Annotated in this window: 15 protein-coding genes and 1 pseudogene; 13 read left to right on the top strand and 3 right to left on the bottom strand. The window is 70.2% G+C overall.

Features of this window, described 5'->3' with window-relative positions; translation table 11 throughout:
• Nucleotides 1–56 precede the first annotated feature (56 nt).
• Complete coding sequence (locus ACIQCZ_RS29840; RefSeq protein ID WP_402286560.1) at nt 57–1,925, bottom strand: lectin; 1,869 nt, start codon at nt 1,923–1,925, stop codon at nt 57–59.
• Between the two features lie 290 nt (nt 1,926–2,215).
• Between ACIQCZ_RS29840 and ACIQCZ_RS29835 the strand changes: the two genes are divergently transcribed.
• From ACIQCZ_RS29835 to ACIQCZ_RS29790, 10 genes are all read left to right on the top strand, one after another.
• On the top strand, nt 2,216–3,190 hold the full coding sequence (locus ACIQCZ_RS29835) for a LacI family DNA-binding transcriptional regulator (protein ID WP_402286558.1): 975 nt from the start codon (nt 2,216–2,218) through the stop codon (nt 3,188–3,190).
• A 559-nt stretch (nt 3,191–3,749) separates the two neighbouring features.
• Nucleotides 3,750–5,423, top strand: a complete 1,674-nt coding sequence (locus ACIQCZ_RS29830; protein WP_402286555.1) for an ABC transporter substrate-binding protein — start codon at nt 3,750–3,752, stop codon at nt 5,421–5,423.
• A 30-nt stretch (nt 5,424–5,453) separates the two neighbouring features.
• Nucleotides 5,454–6,572, top strand: a complete 1,119-nt coding sequence (locus ACIQCZ_RS29825) for an ABC transporter ATP-binding protein (RefSeq protein WP_402286553.1) — start codon at nt 5,454–5,456, stop codon at nt 6,570–6,572.
• Entirely contained in the window at nt 6,569–7,549 is a 981-nt protein-coding gene (locus ACIQCZ_RS29820) for an ABC transporter permease (protein ID WP_402286551.1), read from the top strand. The genes ACIQCZ_RS29825 and ACIQCZ_RS29820 overlap by 4 nt, the downstream gene beginning before the upstream one ends.
• 3 nt (nt 7,550–7,552) lie before the next feature.
• On the top strand, nt 7,553–8,551 hold the full coding sequence (locus ACIQCZ_RS29815; protein ID WP_402286550.1) for an ABC transporter permease: 999 nt from the start codon (nt 7,553–7,555) through the stop codon (nt 8,549–8,551).
• Entirely contained in the window at nt 8,548–9,564 is a 1,017-nt protein-coding gene (locus ACIQCZ_RS29810; protein ID WP_402286548.1) for an ABC transporter ATP-binding protein, read from the top strand. The genes ACIQCZ_RS29815 and ACIQCZ_RS29810 overlap by 4 nt, the downstream gene beginning before the upstream one ends.
• 269 nt (nt 9,565–9,833) lie before the next feature.
• On the top strand, nt 9,834–11,252 hold the full coding sequence (locus tag ACIQCZ_RS29805; RefSeq protein WP_402286546.1) for a GH1 family beta-glucosidase: 1,419 nt from the start codon (nt 9,834–9,836) through the stop codon (nt 11,250–11,252).
• Nucleotides 11,253–11,325: 73 nt separating this feature from the next.
• A complete protein-coding gene (locus ACIQCZ_RS29800) occupies nt 11,326–12,699 on the top strand; it encodes a hypothetical protein (RefSeq protein WP_402286543.1) in 1,374 nt (457 codons plus the stop codon).
• Nucleotides 12,700–12,917: 218 nt separating this feature from the next.
• Entirely contained in the window at nt 12,918–15,611 is a 2,694-nt protein-coding gene (locus tag ACIQCZ_RS29795) for a SpoIIE family protein phosphatase (RefSeq protein ID WP_402286541.1), read from the top strand.
• Between the two features lie 172 nt (nt 15,612–15,783).
• Entirely contained in the window at nt 15,784–16,230 is a 447-nt protein-coding gene (locus ACIQCZ_RS29790) for a hypothetical protein (RefSeq protein ID WP_402286539.1), read from the top strand.
• A gap of 34 nt (nt 16,231–16,264) precedes the next feature.
• On the opposite strand, the gene ACIQCZ_RS29785 is transcribed toward ACIQCZ_RS29790, so the two are convergent.
• Nucleotides 16,265–17,200, bottom strand: coding sequence for a hypothetical protein (locus ACIQCZ_RS29785; protein ID WP_402286537.1), 936 nt, complete (start codon nt 17,198–17,200; stop codon nt 16,265–16,267).
• Nucleotides 17,201–17,405: 205 nt separating this feature from the next.
• Nucleotides 17,406–18,026, bottom strand: coding sequence for a YceI family protein (locus tag ACIQCZ_RS29780; RefSeq protein WP_402286535.1), 621 nt, complete (start codon nt 18,024–18,026; stop codon nt 17,406–17,408).
• Between the two features lie 214 nt (nt 18,027–18,240).
• Between ACIQCZ_RS29780 and ACIQCZ_RS29775 the strand changes: the two genes are divergently transcribed.
• The 3 genes and pseudogenes from ACIQCZ_RS29775 to ACIQCZ_RS29765 all read left to right on the top strand — a co-directional run.
• Entirely contained in the window at nt 18,241–18,765 is a 525-nt protein-coding gene (locus tag ACIQCZ_RS29775; protein ID WP_402286533.1) for a hypothetical protein, read from the top strand.
• 453 nt (nt 18,766–19,218) lie between these two features.
• On the top strand, nt 19,219–20,394 hold the full coding sequence (locus ACIQCZ_RS29770; RefSeq protein ID WP_402286530.1) for a macrolide family glycosyltransferase: 1,176 nt from the start codon (nt 19,219–19,221) through the stop codon (nt 20,392–20,394).
• A gap of 311 nt (nt 20,395–20,705) precedes the next feature.
• A pseudogene (locus ACIQCZ_RS29765) lies at nt 20,706–21,230 on the top strand (collagen-like protein); the annotation flags it as partial.

The raw sequence follows: 21,230 nt of genomic DNA, 5'->3' as shown, positions 1-21,230 counted from the left end.
CCTCGGTCGTCGGACGCGCCCGGGACCGGGCCCGTCCGACGACCGAGGACCCCGTCCTACTGCAGGCGCCACTTCTGGTTGGCCGCCCCCGTGCATGTCCAGATCTGGGCGCGGGCCCCGTTCGCCGTCGACCGGTCGGTGATGTCCAGGCACTTGTCCGCGGCCGTGTTGACGATGTCGCCCGTGGACGCGTCGTACCTCCAGCGCTGCGCCCCCGACCCGTTGCAGGTGTACAGCTGGACCTTCGCCCCGTCCGCCGTCGAGCCGGAGGTCACGTCCAGGCAGGCGCCCAGCGCCCGGATCGAGCCGTCCGCCGCGACCGTCCAGCGCTGGGCGGCCGTCCCGTTGCAGTCCCAGAGCTGGACGGCCGTGCCGTCCGCGCCGCTGCCGCCCGCCGTGTCGAGGCACTTGCCCGCCGCGCCGGAGAAGACGCCCGAGGTGCCACCGGAGCCCGACTGCGTACCCGACCAGGTGAAGGTCGCCGAGGTGCGGGCCGGCAGCTGGTAGCCGAACTTCTGGCCACCCCAGTCGACCGTGATCTGCTGCGCCGAGGCGGAGCCGTTGTAGGCGATCAGCGCCTTGGAACCGTCCGGGTTGCGCCAAGCGACATTGGGCACGGCCGAACTCGCCGTGGAGGCGATCCGGGCAGCGCCGGGGCGGACGAACTTCGTCAGGTGGCCCATCGTGTAGTACTCGATGTTGTAGTCGACCTGACCGCTCCTGCTGTCCCCGTCGTGCACGGTGATCAGGCCGTCGCAGGTGCCGCAGCCGCCGTTGTGCGGGCCGCGGTTCTGGTCCACGGCGAGGGACCACTTGGTCACCGACTTCGCCCAGTTGCGGGTGTAATCGATGATGTTCAGCATGTCCTCGCGCTGCTGGTCGGCTATCCAGGTGCCGCCGGAGTGCTCGGTCTGGAAGGCGTCCATCGACGGGTACTGGTCGTGCACCGCGGTCTGCTTGGCGATGTCACCGCCGTAGCCGTGCCAGGCAACCCCGCCGAAGTTGGGGTGGCTGCGCACCGCCGGGTCGTCCACGGTGGCCGCCGCGTACGCGTCGTAGGTGTCCCAGTTCCAGTCGTGGGCCAGGACCTTGGTCGCGAGCCCCGCCGACCGGAGCTTCGGCAGCAGTTCGTTCTTGGTGAAGTACGCGAGGCCCGAGCCGTTCCAGCTCATCGACGGATAGCCCGAGCAGCAGGTCGGCTCGTTCTGCGCGGTGACGTAGTCGACCGGGACGCCCCGGTCGCGGTAGGCCTGGAGGTACTTGACGAAGTAGTCGGCGTAGGTGCCGTAGTTCTCGGCCTTCAGCCAGCCTCCGTTGAGCTGGCCGCTGTCCTTCATCCAGGCCGGGGCCGTCCACGGCGAGGCCACCGTCGTCAGCGCCGGGTTGAGCTGCCTGGCCTGTGCGGTGAGCGGGAGAACGTCCTCCAGATCGTGTGCGATCGAGAACTTGGCGAGCGTGGGATCGCTCTGGCCGGACGGTACGTCGTCGTAGGTGTAGCCGTACCTCGCCAGGTCCGAGCCGCCCATGGGATTGCGTACGAAGGACAGTCCGATGCCTTCGGTGGGGGAGAACAGCTTCTTCATCGTGGCGTCGCGGGTCGCCTGGGTGAGCGCCCCGCTGCTCTTCATCAGGTACGCGGCCGTGTCCGTGAAGGAGGCGCCGCCGCCGGTGAAGGTCTGGTAGCGGGTGTTCTCGTCGACCGTGATGTTCGTGCCGCTGCCGCCGTTCCCGGCGACGAACGAGACCGGGGCCTGGGCTTCGAGGCCGCGCGTGACATGACGGCCACCGGAATCGTCGGTGCTGGTCAGAGCGATGTTCACGGTCTCGCCGGCGGCCTGGGCCGTACCGGAGGCGAGTCCGGTGAGACCGGCCGCCGCGAGCACGGCGGCGAGCAGGGCGCGTGCGGCTCTTCCTGATCGGATCATGGGCTGTTGCCTTCCTCGGCAGAGGTGTGGGGGAGTAGCCGTCGATCGAGGCGAGAGTGAACTGCTCCTGGATGGCCGCGTCAAGAGGGTGTGCGTTCAGAACCTGAAGACACAACTCGTCCCGCCTGCGCCGGAGATCGGTACGGACCAATGTCGGCGTGAAGTATTGACGGCACTGTTCCGGCGGGGTTAACTCACGCCCCAACGCCGGTACCGGTTCCGGAACCGGTTGCGGTACCGGTTCCAGCACTCCTGCCCTGCCCCGTCATGTCCTGTCCCGGAGGCCCCCGATGCGTGTCACCATCGCCGATGTCGCCCGTGAGGCCGGCGTCAGCAAGACGACCGTGTCAAGGGTCATCAACACCAAGGGCGAAGTGGACGGTTCGACGGCCGCCCGCGTTCGGGAAGTGATCGAGCAGCTCGGCTATGTGCCCAGTTCGGGTGCCGTCGGACTGGCCCGCGGCAGCAGCCGTACGGTCGGCATGCTGGTGCCCTCGCTCACCTGGCCGTGGATGGGTGAGGTGCTCCAGGGCGTCGTCGACACCGTGGAGGCCGCCGACTACGGGCTGCTGCTCTTCACCTGCAACCGCGGTGCCGAGTCCGTGGAGCGCTTCACCAGCCAGGTGTCGGCGCGCGCCTTCGACGGGCTCGTCGTCGTCGAACCCGAGAACACCCTCGACCATCTCACCGCGCTGCACCGGGGCGGTCTGCCGATCGTGCTGATCGACGACCGCGGCCACCACCCCGAATTCCCCTCCGTCGTGACCACCAACCGCGAAGGAGGCGCTTGTGCGGCCCGTCATCTGCTGGCCGCCGGACGCACCAGACCCCTGGTCGTCACCGGGCCCCAGAACTTCGGCTGCGTACGCGACCGGCTGGACGGATTCCGTACGGTCCTGCCCACCGAGCTCGTCGTCCACGGGGACTTCACCGAACGCTGCGGCCGACTGGCCGTGGAGCAACTCCTTTCCTCCGGCGTCGAGTTCGACTCGGTCTTCGCCCACAACGACATCAGCGCGGCGGGCGTGCTGCGGGCGTTGCGTGCGGCCGGGCGGTCCGTGCCGGACGACATCGCCGTGATCGGCTTCGACGACATCCCGATGGCCGAGCACACCGAACCACCGCTGACCACCGTGCGCCAGCCCACCCGGCAGATGGGTGAGACGGCGGCGCGGATGCTGCTCTCCCGCCTCGGTGGCACGAGCGCGTCCGACGCACCGGTCGTGCTGCCCACCGAACTGGTCGTGCGCCGCTCGGCGCCGTAGCGGGGGGGGGGGGCCCCCCCCCCCCCCCCCCCCCCCCCCCCCCCCCCCCCCCGCCCCCCCCCCCCCGCCCCCCCCCCCCCCCCCCCCCCCCCCCCCCCCCCCCACCCCCCCCCCCCCCCCCCCCCCCCCCCCCCCCCCCCCCCCCCCCCCCCCCCCCCCCGCCCCNNNNTTTGTTTTTTGGGGGGGGGGGGGGGCCCCCCCCCGGCGGGGGGGGGCCCCCCCCCGGGGGGGGGGGGGGGGGGGGGGGGGGGGGGGGGGGGGGGCGCCCCCCCCCCCCCCCGCCTCTCCGCAAGCTCCCCGTGCGCCGTCCGTCGCCACCTGCACCACCGGCGCCGTCCGCATCACCGGCACCGCCTGTACCACCGGCGCTGTCCGCACCGTCCGCATCACCGGCACCACCCGTACCACCTGCACCTCTGCACCACTGGCACCGCCTGTACCACCTGCCCCGTCTGCACCACCGGCACTACTTGCACCGCCCCGTACCGCCTGTACCCGGCGCGCCGAGCGCTGCCCATCACCCGGATCTCCCAGACCCGCAGTCCCTCATGGAGTCGCCATGTCCGCACGACGTCACGCCACGCTGAGAGCGCTCTCACTCGCTACCGCCGTGGTCGCGCTCGCCGCCGGTTGCTCGTCCGCCAACTCCGGTGCCAACAAAGGGGGCGGTGCCTCCGGCGTGCTGACCCTGGGCAAGCCGGACGGACCGCAGACCAACAACAGCAACCCGTTCCTGAGCACCTCGGCCGGTGCGACGCTCGGCTACCGCTTCATGATCTACGAGCCGCTGGCGATGACGAACCAGATCCGGCCCGCGGACAAGGCCGCCCCGTGGCTGGCGACCGACTGGAAGTGGGAGTCGAACTTCACCAAGGTCACCTTCTCCCTCGACCCCGAGGCCAAGTGGGCCGACGGCAAGCCGCTGACCGCCGACGACGTCGCGTACACCTTCGACCTCCTGAAGAAGCACCCGGCGCTCAACGGCAACGGCATCCCGTTCGACGGGGTCGAGGTGCAGGGCAAGACGGTCGTCCTGACGTTCAAGGACTCCCAGTACGTCAACCAGAACAAGATCATCCAGCAGTTCATCGTGCCCAAGCACATCTGGGAAGGCGTCAAGAACCCGGAGACCTGGCCCAACCGCACGCCGGTCGGCTCGGGCCCGTACAAGCTCAAGAGCTTCACCCCGCAGACCACCACGCTGACCGCCACGCCCACGTACTGGAAGGGCGCGACCAAGGTCAAGGAGCTTCGCTACACCGCGTACAACGACAACAGCGCGGCGACGACGGCGCTGGCGAGCGGCAAGGTCGAGTGGTCGTTCGTCTTCATGCCGAACTACAAGCAGCTGTTCATCAGCAAGGACCCCAAGAACCACAAGCTGTGGTTCCCGTCCGGGCTCGGCATCCACGGACTGTGGTTCAACACCGCCCGCAAGCCGTTCGACAACCCGGCGCTGCGCAAGGCCATGGCCATGGTCGTCGACCGCAAGGCCATCTACACCCAGGCCGAGGCGACGCTCTACCCGGAGATCACCAACCCGACCGGTATCCCGCTGCCCGCCGGTGAGTCCTTCCTCGCGCCCGAGTACAAGAGCGCCACCACCGCACCGGACGTGGCCGGGGCCAAGAAGATCCTCAGCGACGCAGGGTTCAAGCTCAGCGGCGGGGTACTGAAGGACCCGAGCGGCAAGCCGGTGCGACTCACCTTCACCGACCCGGCCGGCTGGAACGACTACATCACCGGGCTGGCGATCATCAAGGACAACATCAAGCAGCTCGGCATCGAGGCCAAGGTCAAGACGCAGACCGCGGAGGCCTGGGGCGCGGACGTGGCCAACGGGAACTTCGACGCCACCCTGCACTGGACCAACAGCGGCGCCACCCCGTACGACATGTACCAGAACATCATGGACGGCGCGTTGCTCCAGCCCGTGGGCAAGGCGTCCCAGCTCGGCAACTTCGGCCGCTTCAAGAACGACGAGGCCACCAAGGCACTCAAGGACTTCGCCAACGCCACCGAGGACTCCGCCCGGACCACGGCCATGAACACCCTGCAGAAGATCATGGTCGAGCAGGCTCCGATGATCCCGACGGCCGCCGCCCCCATCGGAGCCGAGTACTCCACGAAGAACTGGGTGGGCTGGCCCACCGAGGCCGACCCGTACGCCCCGCCGCAGCACACCCAGCCGTCCGCGCTGCAGATCGTGCTGAAGCTCAAGCCCGCCAAGTAGAGCCAGGGATACGGGACACAGGGACCGGCCATGTCAGAACAGCCCACGAAGAACCACGTCGTGCTCGAAGCACGCGGAGTCACCAAACACTTCCCCGTACGGCGCACCGGACGCGATCTCGTCACCGGCAGGCGCCGCACCGTCCACGCCGTCGACGACGTCTCGCTGCGACTGCGGCGCGGCACCGTCACGGCGCTGGTGGGGGAGTCGGGCTCCGGGAAGTCCACCGTCGCCAGGCTGCTCGCCCAGCTGTATCCGCTCTCCGGGGGCGAGATCCGACTGGACGGCACGGCGGTGAAGGCCGGACGCGGCCGGTCCTTCCGCGCGTACGTACGCCGGGTCCAGCTCATCTTCCAGGACCCGTTCGCCTCGCTGAACCCGGTGCACACCGTGCGCTACCACCTCACCCGCGCGCTGAGGATCCACGGGCGGGCGGGCAGCGGTGAGGAGGAACTGGAACAGCGTCTGACCGCTCTGCTGAACCGTGTCCAGCTGACCCCTGCGCACCAGTACCTGGACAAGTTCCCGCACGAGCTGTCGGGGGGACAGCGCCAGCGCGTGGCCATCGCCCGCGCGCTCGGCGCCGATCCCCAGGTCCTGCTCGCCGACGAGCCCGTCTCGATGCTGGACGTATCGATCCGGCTCGGGGTGCTCAATCTGCTCAAGGACCTCAAGGACCGGCTGCACCTCGCGATCCTCTACATCACCCACGACATCGCCTCGGCCCGCTACTTCGCGGACACCACGCTGGTCATGTACGCGGGCCGGATCGTCGAGGGGGGTGACAGCGAGACCGTCACCCAGCGCCCCGCCCACCCCTACACCCAGCTCCTCACCGCCTCGGCGCCCGACCCGGACCGGGTGGTCGCCGAGGCGGAGCAGGAGGAGACCGGAAGCGGCGAACCGCCCTCGCTCATCGCCCCGCCCGCCGGCTGCCGCTTCCATCCCCGCTGTCCCAAGGCGATGGAGCGCTGCCGTACCGAACCGCCGCCGCGCTTCGACCTCGCGGACGGCCAGTGGGCGGCCTGCTGGCTGTACGCGGACGACGGCGACGCCCACCGGGCAGGCGACGACACCCACCGCACCGACGACGGCGGCACCCACCGAGCCGGCGGCGACGACACCCACCGGAAGGAGACCGCGAAATGAAGTACCTGCTGCAGCGGCTCGCCTTCTACCTGGTCACCGCCTGGGCCGCGATCACCATCAACTTCCTGATCCCGCGCATGATGCCCGGCGACCCCGTCCAGGCGCTCATCTCCCGCTTCCAGGGCCAGCTCGACACCAACGCCGTCAACTCGCTCAAGGCGCTCTTCGGCCTCGACAAGCAGCAGTCGCTCTGGCAGCAGTACACCGACTACTGGTCGCATCTGCTCGACGGCGACCTCGGGCTCTCCTTCACCTTCTTCCCGACACCGGTCAGCGAGGTGATCGCCCAGTCGCTGCCGTGGACACTCGCGCTCGTCGGAGTCACCACCCTGATCAGCTTCGTGCTCGGCACCGGCATCGGGGTGTTCACCGGCTGGCGGCGCGGCTCCTGGATGGACAGCCTGCTGCCCGTCACCACTTTCATCTCGGCCATCCCGTACTTCTGGCTGGGGCTCATCGCCATCGCGCTGTTCGCCGTGAAGTGGCCGCTCTTCCCGGCCGCGGGAGGCTACGACAGTTCGCTCGTGCCTGCCTTCGACTGGCCGTTCGTCTCCAGCGCGCTCTACCACGCGGCGCTGCCCGGCCTCACCATCGTGCTCAGCGCCATGGCCGGCTGGATCCTCGGCATGCGGAACATGATGGTGACGGTCTCCTCGGAGGACTACGTCATGGTCGCCCAGGCCAAGGGGCTCTCCGAGCGCCGGGTGATGTTCGGGTACGCCGCACGCAACGCGATCCTCCCCAACATCTCCGGCTTCGCCCTGTCGCTGGGCTTCATCGTCGGCGGCACGCTGCTGGTGGAGATGGTCTTCTCCTACCCCGGCATCGGCTACCAGCTCTTCCAGGGCGTGGGCGCCAAGGACTACCCCCTGATGCAGGGCGTCTTCCTGATCATCACGCTCTCCGTCCTCGCGGCGAACCTCCTCGCCGACGTGCTCTACATGGTCCTCGACCCCCGTACAAGAAGGGAGGCCTAGGACATGGCCGTCACCGCTGCCGAGGCCGCCGTGATCGACGCGACCGAGACCCCGGCCCCCAGCAGACGCCGCCTGCGCTTCCTGCGCGGCCGCAAGACCGTCATCGGCCTCGGCATCCTGTCGTTCTTCGTCGTGATCGCGGTCATCGGGCCGTGGATCGCACCGTACGACCCGGACACCATGAGCAACGAACTGCTCCAACCGCCTTCCGGCGCGCACTGGTTCGGCACCACGCAGACCGGTCAGGACGTGCTCTCCCAGATCCTCGTCGGCACCCGGGGCGTCCTCGTCGTCGGCTTCGTCGCCGGGATCTTCGCGACGATCCTGTCCGTACTGGTCGGGGTCAGCGCCGGCTTCCTCGGCGGCACGGCCGACGAACTGCTCTCGGTGCTCTCCAACGTCTTCCTGGTCATCCCCGGACTGCCGCTGATCATCATCATCGCCAGCTTCGTCTCGGACACGGGCGACCTGCTCATCGCCACCGTCATCGCCTTCACCTCATGGGCGTGGGGCGCACGGGTGCTGCGCGCCCAGACGCTGTCGCTGCGCCGCCGGGACTACGTCGAAGCGGCCCGCGCCACCGGCGAGTCCACCTGGCGGATCATCTTCTTCGAGGTCCTGCCGAACCTGACGGCCGTCATCGCCTCCGGCTTCGTCGGCACGGTCATCTTCGCGATCCTCTCCGAGATCACCCTCGCCTTCATCGGCGTGGCCGACATCTCCAACTGGAACTGGGGGACCGTTCTGTTCTGGGCGCAGTCCAACCAGGCCCTGGCCCAGGGCGCGTGGTGGTGGTTCGTCCCCGCCGGGCTCTGCATCGCCCTGCTCGGCATGTCGCTCTCCCTGATCAACTTCGGCATCGACGAGTTCGTCAACCCGCGCCTGCGTACGGAGACCGGCGCATCCCGGAAGGTCCGGATGCGGGTCGGCTTCACCCCCGTGGCGCGCGGCACGCACGATGCCGCGGCGCGCGGCACGCATGACAAGGAGACCCGCTCATGAGCAGCGAGCCCGTCCTCACCATCAGCGGCCTGAACGTGGACTACGGGACCGGGGACGACGCCGTGCACGCGCTGCGCGACATCGACCTCACGCTGCACCGGGGCGAAGTCCTGGGCCTGGCGGGCGAGTCCGGGTCCGGCAAGTCCACACTCGCGTACGCCGTCACCCGGCTGCTCTCGCCGCCCGGAGTGATCACCGGCGGCGAGGTCCACTACCGGAAGAGGGACGGCGAAACGCTCGACCTGCTGACCCTGTCGGCCGCCGAACTGCGGGCGTTCCGCTGGCAGGAGCTGTCGATCGTCTTCCAGGGCGCGATGAACTCGCTGAACCCGGTGCACACGGTTCACAGTCAGCTCACCGACGTGCTCCAGGCACACCGCCCGGAGATGAAACGGCCCGAACGGACCGCTCGCGCCAAGGAGCTGCTGGGACTCGTCGGCATCTCCGCCGACCGGCTCTCCGCCTACCCGCACCAGCTCTCCGGCGGGATGCGCCAGCGCGTGATGATCGCGATGGCTCTCGCGCTGGAGCCCGAGATCGTCATCATGGACGAGCCGACGACGGCCCTGGACGTCGTCATGCAGCGCCAGATCCTGCGCCAACTGGTGCGGCTCCGCGAGGAGCTGGGCTTCTCGGTCGTCTTCATCACCCACGACATCTCGCTGCTGATCGAGTTCTCCGACCGGATCGCGATCATGTACGGCGGCCGGATCGTCGAGGAGGCCGGTGCCTCCGTGATCTACCGGGACCCCCGTCACCCCTACAGCGACGGCCTGCTGCACTCCTTCCCGGCGCTGCACGGCCCGCGCCGTGAACTCACCGGCATCCCCGGCTCGCCGCCGCACCTCACCGCCATGCCCGCCGGCTGCGCCTTCCACCCCCGCTGCGGGAAGGCGCTCGACGCCTGCGCCACCCACGTCCCGGTTCTGGCCACACCCGACGGGGACGATTCGCGCGCGGTGGCCTGCTGGCTCCACCGGCCGGTCCCCGCCACCGCGGCCCCCCGCCCCTAGTGCTGTGACCGGAGAGGTTCACCGGCTCGCGACGCCCGGCAGGGCACCTCGCCGCGTTGTCGCATCACCCCAGGGCGTCCGGCACGAGGACGACGATCCTCCGCCTCGCGACGCGCCGCACCGGACGCCGCGAGCCTCCCGGCACACCTTTCCGGCCACAGCACCAGGGCCTCTCGTCGGGATCACGCCGGGCTCGCGGGGTCCGCTCCGCGATCCGGCCTGATCCCGACGAAAGACCCCAGCGACCCCACGCACACCACAGGAGACCCATGAACATCGTCACCCCCCAGGGATACGCGCGCGAGATCGCCGCCGAGGCCGTCCCCGGCCTGCCCGCCGACTTCCGCTGGGGCGTCGCCACCGCCGCCTACCAGATCGAGGGGGCCGCGGCCGAGGACGGCCGGACCCCGTCCATCTGGGACACGTACTGCAGGACGCCGGGCATGGTCGTCCGCGGCGAGAACGGCGATGTGGCCTGCGACCACTACCACCGGATGCCCGACGACGTGCGGCTGATCGCGGACCTGGGCGTCGACACCTACCGCTTCTCGCTCGCCTGGCCGCGCATCCAGCCGGGCGGTCGCGGCCCGGCGAACGCGAAGGGCCTGGACTTCTACAAGCGCCTCGTCGACGAGCTGCGGTCCAGGGACATCACCCCCTGGATCACCCTCTACCACTGGGACCTCCCGCAGGAACTGGAGGACGCGGGCGGCTGGCCGGCCCGTGACACCGCCCACCGGTTCGCCGAGTACGCCGCGCTTGCCTACGACGCGCTCGGTGACCGGGTCACGCACTGGACGACGCTGAACGAGCCCTGGTGCTCGGCCATGCTCGGTTACGCGTACGGCAACCAGGCCCCGGGCCGGAAGAACTTCGGCGACGCGATCCGGGCCGTCCACCACCTGCTCCTCGGCCACGGCCTCGCCGCGCGGAACCTCCGGGAGACGGCCGCCGCCCGCGGCAACGAGCTCGAACTGGGCATCACGCTCAACCTCGGCACCGCCACCCCCGAGACCGACAGTCACGAGGACGCCGAGGCCTGCCGCCGAGCCGATGGCATGGGCCGGCGCCTCTACCTGGACCCGCTCGTCAAGGGCGCCTATCCCGAGGACGTCGTGGCCGACCTCGCCCTGCGGAACGCCGAGCTCCCGGTCCAGGAGGGAGACCTGGAGATCATCTCCACCCCGATCGACGTCCTCGGCGTCAATTTCTACCGGGGCACCCTCTTCTCCGGCGTCACGGAGGAGGGCTCCCCGGTGGACGCCGACGGCCTGCCCGTCACCCGGGGTGTGGAGCGCGACCTGCCGCGCACCGCGATGGACTGGGAGATCACCCCCACCGCCCTCACCGACCTGCTGGTGCGCCTGGAGGAGGACTACGGGGTCCCCACGGTCGTCACCGAGAACGGTGCCGCGTTCGACGACGTCGTCGCCGAGGACGGACGGGTCCACGACGCGGACCGCACCACCTACCTCGCCGATCACATCGCCGCCGTGGCCGCGGCCCGCGCCGCGGGAGCGGATGTCCGGGGCTACTTCGCCTGGTCGCTGATGGACAACTTCGAGTGGTCCTACGGCTACGACAAGCGGTTCGGCATCGTCCGCGTCGACTACGGCACACAGGAGCGGACGCTCAAGGACAGCGCCGAGTGGTACCGCGACACGATCCGCCTCACCCGCGACGCGTAACGGCCCGGCGCACGGGGAGCCGGCCCGGGTGGGTGACCGCGCAGGGGTCACCCACCTGGGTTAGCTTCGAGATATGCGGAACAGGCTGTTCCCGATGCTGCTGGCGGGTCTGCTGCTGATCCTGTCGGCGGCCGTGCTCGCCATGGCACCGAGCGCCGCGCCCGGGGCGGTCCGCGCATCGACCGTCAACGACGTCGCGCAGGCGCTCCGCAAGGGCCCGGTCTACGTCGACCCGGCCGCCGCCGACCAGCTCTCCCCGGGCCAGGCCGCCGCCCTGACGAGGAAGATCAAGGACGCCGACAAGCCCGTGTTCGTCGCGGTGCTGCCGCGGACCCCGGCGTTCCCCGCACAGACCGTGCTGCCGACCCTGCGCACCGACACCGGCATCACCGGTGTCTACGCGGTCCGTCTCGGCAACGGGTTCAACGCGGGCGCCGACCCCCGGGTCATGCCCACCCGAGCGGTCCAGAACCTCACCGCCGCCGTGAAGACACCCGGCACGGACACCGACGCCGCGACCCAGCTCAACGCCTTCGTCGACCGCGCCGTGGAACAGGCCCGGGGCAGCGCCCCCGCCTCCTGGGGCGGATCGGCCGCGGGGAGGGGATCGTCGTCCACCGCCGGACTGATCGCCGTCGGCGCCGTCCTGGTGCTCGGCGGCGGAACGGCCTACGCGCTCGTCCGGCGCAACCGCAGGCGCAAGGAGGAGAACGAACGGGCCGCACTCGCCAAGCTCCGGGTCGTCGTGGACGAGGACATCACCGCGTACGGCGAGACGCTGGACCGTCTCGACTTCCATCCCGCCGAGGCGGGCGCCGACGACGCCATGCGCGCCGACTACGAGCGGGCGCTCGACTCCTACGAGACCGCGAAATCCCGCATGGACCGGGCCCGACGTCCGTCCGACGTGCGCGGCGTCACCCAGGCACTGGAGGAAGGCCGCTACTCCCTCGCCGTCCTGGAGGCCCGCCGCACGGGCGGTGAGCTGCCCGCCCGCCGCCCCCCGTGCTTCTTCGACCCGCGCCACGGGCCCTCGGTCGCCGACGTCCGGTGGTCCCCGTCCGGCGGTACGGGCCGCGAGGTCCCGGTCTGCGCGGCCGACGAGATCCGGCTGCGCGAGGGCGCGGAGCCGTTGAGCCGCACCGTCGACACGGCCGACGGCCGTCGCCCGTACTGGGAGGCGGGCCCGGCGTACGGCCCCTGGGCGGGCGGCTACTTCGGCGGGGGCCTGCTCCCCGGGCTGCTGGCCGGCACGCTGCTCGGCTCGATGCTGTCGTCCCCCGCGTACGCGGCGGAGTACGGCGGCGGCGACTTCGGTTCCGGCGGCGACTGGAGCGGCGGGGACGTCTCCGGCGCCGACTTCGACCCGTCGGGCTTCGACGGCGGAGGTTTCGGGGACGGCGGCGATCTCGGAGGGGGCGGCGGCTTCGACGGCGGCGGGTTCTGAGCCGCTGATCGGCGAACTCTCGGGCAGGGACGATCCATGCTAGACCTGAAGTTATGTCTGGTATCGGCCGATTCCGGGCGAGGCTGCGACGCTCCGTCCGGAGTTCACATCGGCACGATGGGGGGAGCTCGGGCCGAGCCACCCCCGCGTCGTCGCGCCAGGAGACGACTCACCGCTCCCCGGGCCGCGACCTTCTCGCGCTGTTCAGTGTGCGCACCGTGGCCGGCCAGGTCTTCTGTTTCGTGCTGGGGCTCGTCGTGCTGCTCATCACCGGCTTCGCAGTCGCGCTGGTGCTGCAGGGCCGCCGCGACAGCCTGCAGGAGGCCCGGATGCGCACACTGAGCGTGGCCCAGACCTTCGCGCACTCGCCGGGCATCGTGCCGGCGCTGGACAGCAAGGACCCCACGGCGCTCCTGCAGCCGCGCGCGGAGCAGGTCCGCAAGGACGCCCATGTGGACTACGTCGTCGTGGCCAGCACCCAGGGCATCCGCTACACCCATCCGGACCCCGCGCTGATCGGGGGACACCTCATCGGCCCCTGGAAGGAAGCGTTGACCGGCCCCGGCTTCACCCGGACGTTCAAAGGCAGCCGGGGTCCCTCGATCAACTCGGTGGTGCCCGTGCCGAGGCCCGACGGATCGGTGGCCGGACTGGTGTCGGTGGGCATAACCGACCGGGCGGTGAACAGCGTGGCCGACCGGTCCATCCCGTTCAGCATCGGTGCCGGGGTGGCGGCCCTGGCGGCGACCGCGGGTGGCGCGGCACTCGTGAGCAGACGGCTGCGGCGGCAGACCCGTGGGCTCGGGCCCCGGGAGATGACCCGGATGTACGAGCACCACGACGCGGTGCTGCACGCGGTCCGCGAGGGCGTCATCATCATCGGGCCCGGTCACCGGCTGACACTCGCCAACGACGAGGCGCGCAGGCTGCTCCGCCTTCCCCCCGATGCCGAGGGCCGGGCGGTGACGGACCTCGGACTGGAGCCCGCCACCGCCGAACTGCTCGCCTCCGGCCGGACCGTCACGGACGAGGTACTGCGCAGCGGCAACCGCCTGCTGGCCGTCAACCTCAGACCGACGGACGCGCGTGGCGGGCCGCCCGGCACCGTGGCGACCCTGCGGGACACCACCGAGCTCCGCAAGATCACGGGCCGGGCGGAACTCGTCCACGAACGCCTGCTGCTGCTCTACGAGGCCGGTACCCGCATCGGCACCACCCTCGATGTGACGCGGACGGCCCAGGAACTGGCGGAGGTGGCGACGCCCGGATTCGCCGACGTGACCACCGTCGACCTCGCCGATCCCGCGATCCCCGGGGAGGAACCGACCGCCCAGTCCGACACCCCGCTGGACATGCGCCGTACCGCCGTCGCGGCCACCGACCCGGACCAGCCCCTGTACCCGGTCGGCCGACTGGTCGGATTCGTTCCCTCCAGAATCCGCGCCATGCGGGTGAACAGCGCGGAGACCGGTCTGGGCCCCGAGGTGATCACCCAGCTCGGCTGGCGCTACTGGGATCCCGAGCGGGCCGCCGGCATTCTCGACTACGGCTTCCACTCGGTACTGTCCGTACCGCTGCACGCCCGTGGCATCATCCTGGGCCTGGCCAACTTCTGGCGCGCGGGCGATTCCGAACCGTTCGACGACGACGACCAGTCCTTCGCCGAGGAACTGGTGGCGCGGGCGGCCGTCAGCGTGGACAACGCACGCAGGTACACACGCGAACACGAGATGGCCGTGACACTGCAGCGTAGCCTGCTGCCCAGCGACCTGCCCGAGCAGAACGCCCTCGACGTCGCCCACCGCTACCTGCCGGCGCGGGCCGAGGTAGGCGGCGACTGGTTCGACGTGATCCCGCTGTCCGGCGCCCGGGTCGCCCTGGTCGTCGGCGACGTGGTCGGGTACGGGCTGCACGCCGCGGCCACCATGGGACGGCTGCGTACCAGCATCCACAACTTCTCCGCGCTGGACTTCGCGCCCGATGAACTCCTCGGGCATCTGGACGAAGCGGTCAGCCGGATCGACCAGGGCGAAACCACCGCCGACGGCCGCGGTGCCGAGATCACCGGTGCCACCTGTCTGTACGCCATCTACGACGCGGTCTCCGGCAACTGCTCGGTGGCCCGCGCCGGCCATCCGTCCCCCGCGCTGGTACTCCCCGACGGCACCGTCGAGTTCCCCGAGATCCCGGCCGGCCTGCCTCTGGGCATCGGCGGCATGCCTTTCGAGGCGGCCGAGTTCCACGTACCCGAAGGGAGCCGGTTGATCCTGTACACGGACGGTCTCATCGAACCCCGTGACCGCGACATCGACGACGGCCTGGAGCTGCTGCGCACCACCCTCGCCGGTCGTGACCGGACACCGGAGGAGACCTGTGACGACCTGCTCGACGCGATGCTGCCCGAGCAGCCGACCGACGATGTCGCGCTCCTCGTGGCCCGTACCCACATGCTCGATCCCGACCAGGTCGCGCAGTGGGACGTCGCCATCGACCCGGCGGCCGTGGCCGGAGTCCGCAAGAACGTCGCCGAGTGGCTCGCCGACCGGGGTCTGGACGAGGAGGCGTTCACCACCGAGCTGATCCTGAGCGAACTGGTCACCAACGCGGTGCGCTACGGCAGCGGACCGATCGAAGTCCGCCTCCTGTACGACCGCAACCTGATCTGCGAGGTGTCCGACACCAGCAACACCTCGCCGCACCTGCGTTACGCGACGACGACGGACGAGGGCGGCCGGGGCCTGTTCCTCGTCGCCCAGATCGCCGAACGCTGGGGCACCCGGTACACCGAGACGGGCAAGGTGATCTGGTCCGAGCAGACGGTCGGCGAACCGGAGGAGGAGAACGGGGGGAACGAGGAGAACGAGGAGAACGGGAGGAAGAGGGGGAACGGGAGGAACGGGAGGAACGACTGAAGCGTGCTGCGGAAGGCCCTGGGCGGTTGTCGCCCGGAGTGCCGACGCGGAGCCGCCGTGACACGCTGAAACGAAGGGGGACGGGGATCTCGCCGACAGGGGGACGGGGATCCCGCCGGCCGGTCCCGGCATGGCCGCCGGACCGACGGTTCTGCCACCCGAGGAGATCGACATGGCCAGTGACACGACCGGGACCGCGGCAAGCCACACGTACCCGAGCCCTACGCACGCGCCCACATCCGGTACCACCGTCCTGGCAGCAGTCCTGCTGATCATCGGTGGAGCCATGGCGATCTTCGAGGGGGTCGCGGCCCTTGCGAAGGACCATGTGTTCGTCTTCACGCGCCACTACGTGTTCGAGTTCAGCCTGACGGGCTGGGGCTGGGTCCACCTCGTCCTGGGCATCGTTCTCGTCCTCGCCGGCTGTGCCGTGTTCGGCGGAGCCCTGTGGGCGCGGTTCTTCGGTGTCGCCGTCGCCGGTCTGGGCGCGATCGCCAACTTCCTGTGGCTGCCGTACTACCCCCTGTGGGCCATCGTGCTGATCGCCGTCAACATCCTCGCTGTCTGGGCACTGTGCATGGGTATGCACCGAGAAGCGCACGCGGGCCCGACCGTCTGACCCGGTACGTCTTGGACCGAGCAGCGTCACCGTGTCAACCGCGTCCGACGGCGGCGGAGAGTTCCGTCCGCAACTTCTCGTACGTCGGAGCGAGTTGACGCAGCCCCTTCTCCAGGGCCGGATCGTCCCCGGTGACGAGCGGGTGCTGCAGGCCGCCCAGGATGCGGGACTGCTCGTTCAGTACGGCCGCGCAGTCGGACAGGCCGATCAGGTCCAGGCAGGCCGCGGCATCGCCCAGACGGCGGGCGCCGACGCGTATGCCGAACCCCGCCATCATGGCGTGGATGCCCGGCGCGAGTCCCACGGCCACCTGCGAGGCGAGGGCCTCGACCGCAGCCGCTCCGCCGAGCGATCCGGGCGGCATCGCCGGATCGTCGCGGCCGGCCAGCCATCGCAGGGCGCCGGGCAGCGAGTCCCACAGCGCGTCGGCCACCGTGACGTCGCGTTCCCGCACGAAGCCGGTGCGCATCACGAACGGTGCGTCGGTGTACGTGACGCTCTTCGCCTCCCAGGCGGCGGCGAAGTCCGCCGTCGGCAGCGTCGCGTACGGATGTCCGTGCGGGTCGTGGAGCAGCACGGTGTCGCCGTCGACGGCGAGCACCTGTACGAAGTGGTCGCCACCGTCGGCCGCGGGGGTGCCGGGGTGGTACAGCAGCAGCCCCATGTCCACGGGGCCGACCAGGACGGGCCCGTCCGCGCAGGCGGAGCGCAGTCGGTGCAGGGCCTCCTCGGGGGTGCCCCCGTCGGTGCGCTCGCAGCGCACACCGAGCAGTTCGACGGCGGCGTCCAGGCCCAGATCGGGATCCCAGCCGTACGGGTCGAAGAGCGGCAGGGCACCCGCGATCAGCTGGGCGCCGAAGGGTGAGCCGGTGAGCGTCTCGATGACCGAGGGAGAAGGGGCCCCGGGGCCGAGCATCATCGCCAGGGAGTTGGTGAAGCAGTACGGGCCGGAGCCGATGTAGCCGGACATGCGGATCGATCCTTGTGTCGGTGACCGGGTGGAGGCCCCACTCCAGGCCATCACACGGTGACAAGGTCAAGGAACCGCCGCTCGGGCAAGCCGCCCGTCTCCGCACGGCCCCGCCCCCGACAACGCCGAGCGCCCGTCTTCCGTCCCTGGCGGGGGAGGGGGAAGGCGGGCGCGCTCGGGTTCGGGCGTGAGGCGGCGGGACGCGTCAGGCCTGCGGCGCCGCGGCCTTGATCGCGGAGATGTCGAAGTTGAGCTTGACCTTGTCGCTGACCATCACGCCGCCGGTCTCCAGCGCCGCGTTCCAGGTCAGGCCCCACTCGGAGCGCAGGATGTCGGCGCTGCCCTCGAAGCCGACGCGCTCGTTGCCGTAGACGTCGGTGGCCGAGCCGTTGAACTCCAGGTCGATGGAGAGGGGGCGCGTGACGTCCTTGATCGTGAGGTCGCCGGTGATGCGGTAGGCGTCGCCGCCGAGCTGCTCGGCCTGCGTGGAACGGAACGTCATGAGGGGGAACTTCTCGGCGTCGAAGAAGTCGCCGCTGACCAGGTGGCCGTCGCGGTCGGCGATCCCGGTGTCGACGCTGGCGATCTTGACATCGATCGAGGCGGTGGAGTTGGCGGGGTTGTGACCGTCGAGCTTCAGGCTGCCCTCGTGCTCGCCGAAGGAGCCGCGCACATTGGTGACCATGGCGTGGCGGACGGTGAAGCCGATGCTGCTGTGCGCCGGGTCGATCGTGTAGTCACCGGTGAGGGCGGCCAGAGCCGGGTCCACGGGGGTGGCGATGGTGGCGGACGGGGCGTTGTTGTTCTTGCGGTTGAACAGAGCCATGGCTCCTCCTCGGGGGACGTGATCGAGCGGCGGTGAAGTCGTTGTTTTAACCTTCAACGAGATTGACTGTAGCGCTATCTAGTTCAAAGTTCAACATCAGGCGTGTGAATTGTTCGCGTGAGGGGCCTCCGGTGCCGCCACCCCCTGGCGACGCGCGTAGAACTCGGGCAGTATCTCCCTGCCCCTTACTTGTCATGAGCAGGAGGATCCCCCCATGGTGTCCCGTATGACACTGCGCCCCGTCCTGACCGCCCTCGCCCTCGTCCTCGGCGTCCTCTTCGCCCCCGGCGTCGGCGTCCTCGGCGGCGGTGCCACCCAGGCCCACGCCGACACGAAGCTCACCCACGCCCAGGCCACCGCCCGGTTCAGCTCCTCCGGGATCACCTGGTCGTCCTCCGGCAACTGCTCCGACCGCAACGTGTCCACCTGCACCTCGTTCGACCAGCTCAACCTGGCCACCGCCCAGGGCGCCCAGACCCTCAAGAGCGCCACGGGCTGCGCGCTGAACATCACCGGCGGCACCGAGACCGGGCACGCCAGCGGGACGTACTCGCACTGGAACGGCTACAAGCTCGACTTCGGCAAGTCCACCTGCCTCACGAACTACGTCCACGGCGTCTTCACCTACATAGGGCTGCGCGGCGACGGCGCACCCCAGTACAAGGCCGGTTCCGGCAACATCTACGCGGACGAGGGCAACCACTGGGACGTGACGTACTACAACTGCGGCGGCTGCTGACCGCGTCGTATCCGCTCGCACGGGGTGCCTCGTTCTGCCACGGACGCCGTTGGCCGATTCGGGGTCCGCGTGACCTCGGCCTCCATGACCTGCTCGCGGTCGTGGAGGCCGACGTCGTTGCGCGGGGCGAATGGAGAGGGCAACTCGACGCGGAGGCAAAGGCGTTCATCGTGGTCGGCCACGGCGAACGGGCCGGTCGGTCGGCCGGCGGAGAGCATGCGCTGTCGCCGTCCCTGGCCCGGAGCATGCGATGAACACTGTGCACGGGGGCCCGGGGGACGCTAAGGTCCCCGGCATGTATTTCCGTCAGATCTACGGCTGACACGAGCGGGCGGAGCCGCCGGCTCCTCTCCCGTACGCCCGTGCGTCCCGACGACAGGATCTCCTCTCGGACGGTGGCGCACCGGCTCGTCGTGTCCGTTTCGCCGTAGACCTGAAACGAGTTGATCCTCCATGACCCGTCGCCGTGCCCACATCGCGATGATCGGCATCCCCGCCATCAGCCACGTCCTGCCGAGCCTCGAAATCATTCGTGAACTGGTGGCCCGCGACCACCGGGTGACCTATGCCAACGACCCGGCGGTGGCGGACGTGATCACAGCCACCGGCGCGGAATTCGTCCCCTACGTCTCCGTCCTGCCGGTCGCCGACAACAGCTGGCCGGACGACCCCATGGATGCGATGGGCGTCTTCCTCGACGACGCCGTCCAGGCCCTTCCGCAACTGCGCGCCGCCTACGACCACGACCGCGCGGACCTCTACCTGTACGACATCGGCGCCTACGCCGCGCGCGCCCTCGCCGAGGCGCAGGGTCGCCCCCTCATGCAGCTGTCACCGACGTACGTCGCCTGGAACGGCTACGACCAGGACGTCGCGGCACAGTTGTGGCAACTGCCGGGCGCCGACGCGTACCGGGCGCGGTTCACGCGGTGGCTCGGCGACTGCGGGGCGTCCACCACCGACATGGACGCCTTCGCCGGACGCCCCGCGCATACCGTGGCCACGATCCCCCGGGCCATGCAGCCCCATGCCGATCGGGTCGACACCGACACGGTGAAGTTCGTCGGCCCCTGCTTCGGCACGCGGGCGGCCGACGGCGGCTGGACGCGTCCGGCCGATGCCGAGAACGTGCTGCTGATCTCGCTGGGTTCGGCGTTCACACACCAGCCGGAGTTCTACCGCCGGTGCCTGGCCGCCTTCGGTGACCTGCCCGGCTGGTACGTCGTACTCCAGATCGGGAAGCGTACGGACCCGAGGGAACTCGGCGACATCCCGTCCAACGTCGAGGTGCACTCCTGGGTGCCGCAACTCGCGGTGCTGGAACAGGCCGACGCCTTTGTCACTCACGCGGGGATGGGCGGCAGCAGCGAAGGACTGTTCACCGGCGTTCCCATGATCGCCGTCCCACAGGCCGCCGACCAGTTCCTGAACGCCGACAGGCTCGTCGAACTGGGAGTGGCCCGCCGCATCGACACCGCGGAAGCGACCGCGGCGAACCTGCGGGCCGCTCTCACCGGACTCGTCACCGATACGGCTGTCACGCGGCGTTCGGCACTGCTGCGAGCCGAGGTACGGGGCGAGGGCGGCACCGCACGGGCCGCCGACCTGATCGAGAACATGCTGGTCTGACCGCCGTCCCAGCAGCCCTCGGCCGCATCCACTCCCGCGGCTTCCGCGTCGACGCAGCCCAGCTCGAAGGCCGAATCGATCAGTCGAAGGACCGGCCCGCAGCGTGAGTCGGAGCCGAAGCGGTGGCGGCGCGCCGGGCATGTCCCCGGATGCACTGCGGCGCATCCGCCCATCGGGGGCTGCCACTGGGCTAAAAGCGCTAAATACGACCACTTGGATCTCAAGGGGAACCGGTTGCGATCCGAAGAAGCGGCAGAGCGTGGAAGCGCTTTGTTGTGGCTTCATCGATCCAGTTCCAGAGGGAGCAATGAATGAGTCCTGAACGCAGGGCCAAGTCCTTTCTCGGCCCGGTTCCCCGGCGGGGTGCGTGGCTGACCGGCACCACGATCGCCTCGATCGCTCTCATCGTCACGGGGTTCGCGAGCCCCGCGGTTGCCATGGCGCAGCAAGGGCGGGCGGTTGCCGACAGCAGCGTAGTAAGCCCGTCGGGCGGCGACAAGTGCAGGAATGAGCAGCCCAAGAAGAAGCCCAAGAAGAACAAGAAGCACCGCAGGTCGCTCACGGACGAGGCGCAGACGGCGCGAGCGCTCGGCGGCGGAGACAAGTGCAAGGTCGGCCCCACCGGCCCGACCGGCCCCACCGGGCCGACGGGTCCCCAGGGCCCCACCGGTCCCACCGGCCCCACCGGGGCGAATGGGAATACGGGTCCCACCGGTCCCACCGGCCCCACCGGCCCTAAGGGAGACAACGGGGAGAACGGGGCGACTGGGGCGACGGGTCCCACCGGTCCCACCGGTCCTACCGGCCCTAAGGGAGACAACGGGGAGAACGGGGCG

The organism is Streptomyces sp. NPDC093149, assembly GCF_044754145.1.
Lineage (GTDB): Bacteria > Actinomycetota > Actinomycetes > Streptomycetales > Streptomycetaceae > Streptomyces.
This window is presented reverse-complemented; position numbering and strand designations above follow the sequence as displayed.

Coding starts and splice junctions, on each gene's coding strand:
- ACIQCZ_RS29840 (WP_402286560.1), bottom strand. CDS start 1,925: ATGATCCGATCAGGAAGAGCCGCACGCGCCCTGCTCGCCGCCGTGCTC.
- ACIQCZ_RS29835 (WP_402286558.1), top strand. CDS start 2,216: ATGCGTGTCACCATCGCCGATGTCGCCCGTGAGGCCGGCGTCAGCAAG.
- ACIQCZ_RS29830 (WP_402286555.1), top strand. CDS start 3,750: ATGTCCGCACGACGTCACGCCACGCTGAGAGCGCTCTCACTCGCTACC.
- ACIQCZ_RS29825 (WP_402286553.1), top strand. CDS start 5,454: ATGTCAGAACAGCCCACGAAGAACCACGTCGTGCTCGAAGCACGCGGA.
- ACIQCZ_RS29820 (WP_402286551.1), top strand. CDS start 6,569: ATGAAGTACCTGCTGCAGCGGCTCGCCTTCTACCTGGTCACCGCCTGG.
- ACIQCZ_RS29815 (WP_402286550.1), top strand. CDS start 7,553: ATGGCCGTCACCGCTGCCGAGGCCGCCGTGATCGACGCGACCGAGACC.
- ACIQCZ_RS29810 (WP_402286548.1), top strand. CDS start 8,548: ATGAGCAGCGAGCCCGTCCTCACCATCAGCGGCCTGAACGTGGACTAC.
- ACIQCZ_RS29805 (WP_402286546.1), top strand. CDS start 9,834: ATGAACATCGTCACCCCCCAGGGATACGCGCGCGAGATCGCCGCCGAG.
- ACIQCZ_RS29800 (WP_402286543.1), top strand. CDS start 11,326: ATGCGGAACAGGCTGTTCCCGATGCTGCTGGCGGGTCTGCTGCTGATC.
- ACIQCZ_RS29790 (WP_402286539.1), top strand. CDS start 15,784: ATGGCCAGTGACACGACCGGGACCGCGGCAAGCCACACGTACCCGAGC.
- ACIQCZ_RS29785 (WP_402286537.1), bottom strand. CDS start 17,200: ATGTCCGGCTACATCGGCTCCGGCCCGTACTGCTTCACCAACTCCCTG.
- ACIQCZ_RS29780 (WP_402286535.1), bottom strand. CDS start 18,026: ATGGCTCTGTTCAACCGCAAGAACAACAACGCCCCGTCCGCCACCATC.
- ACIQCZ_RS29775 (WP_402286533.1), top strand. CDS start 18,241: ATGGTGTCCCGTATGACACTGCGCCCCGTCCTGACCGCCCTCGCCCTC.
- ACIQCZ_RS29770 (WP_402286530.1), top strand. CDS start 19,219: ATGACCCGTCGCCGTGCCCACATCGCGATGATCGGCATCCCCGCCATC.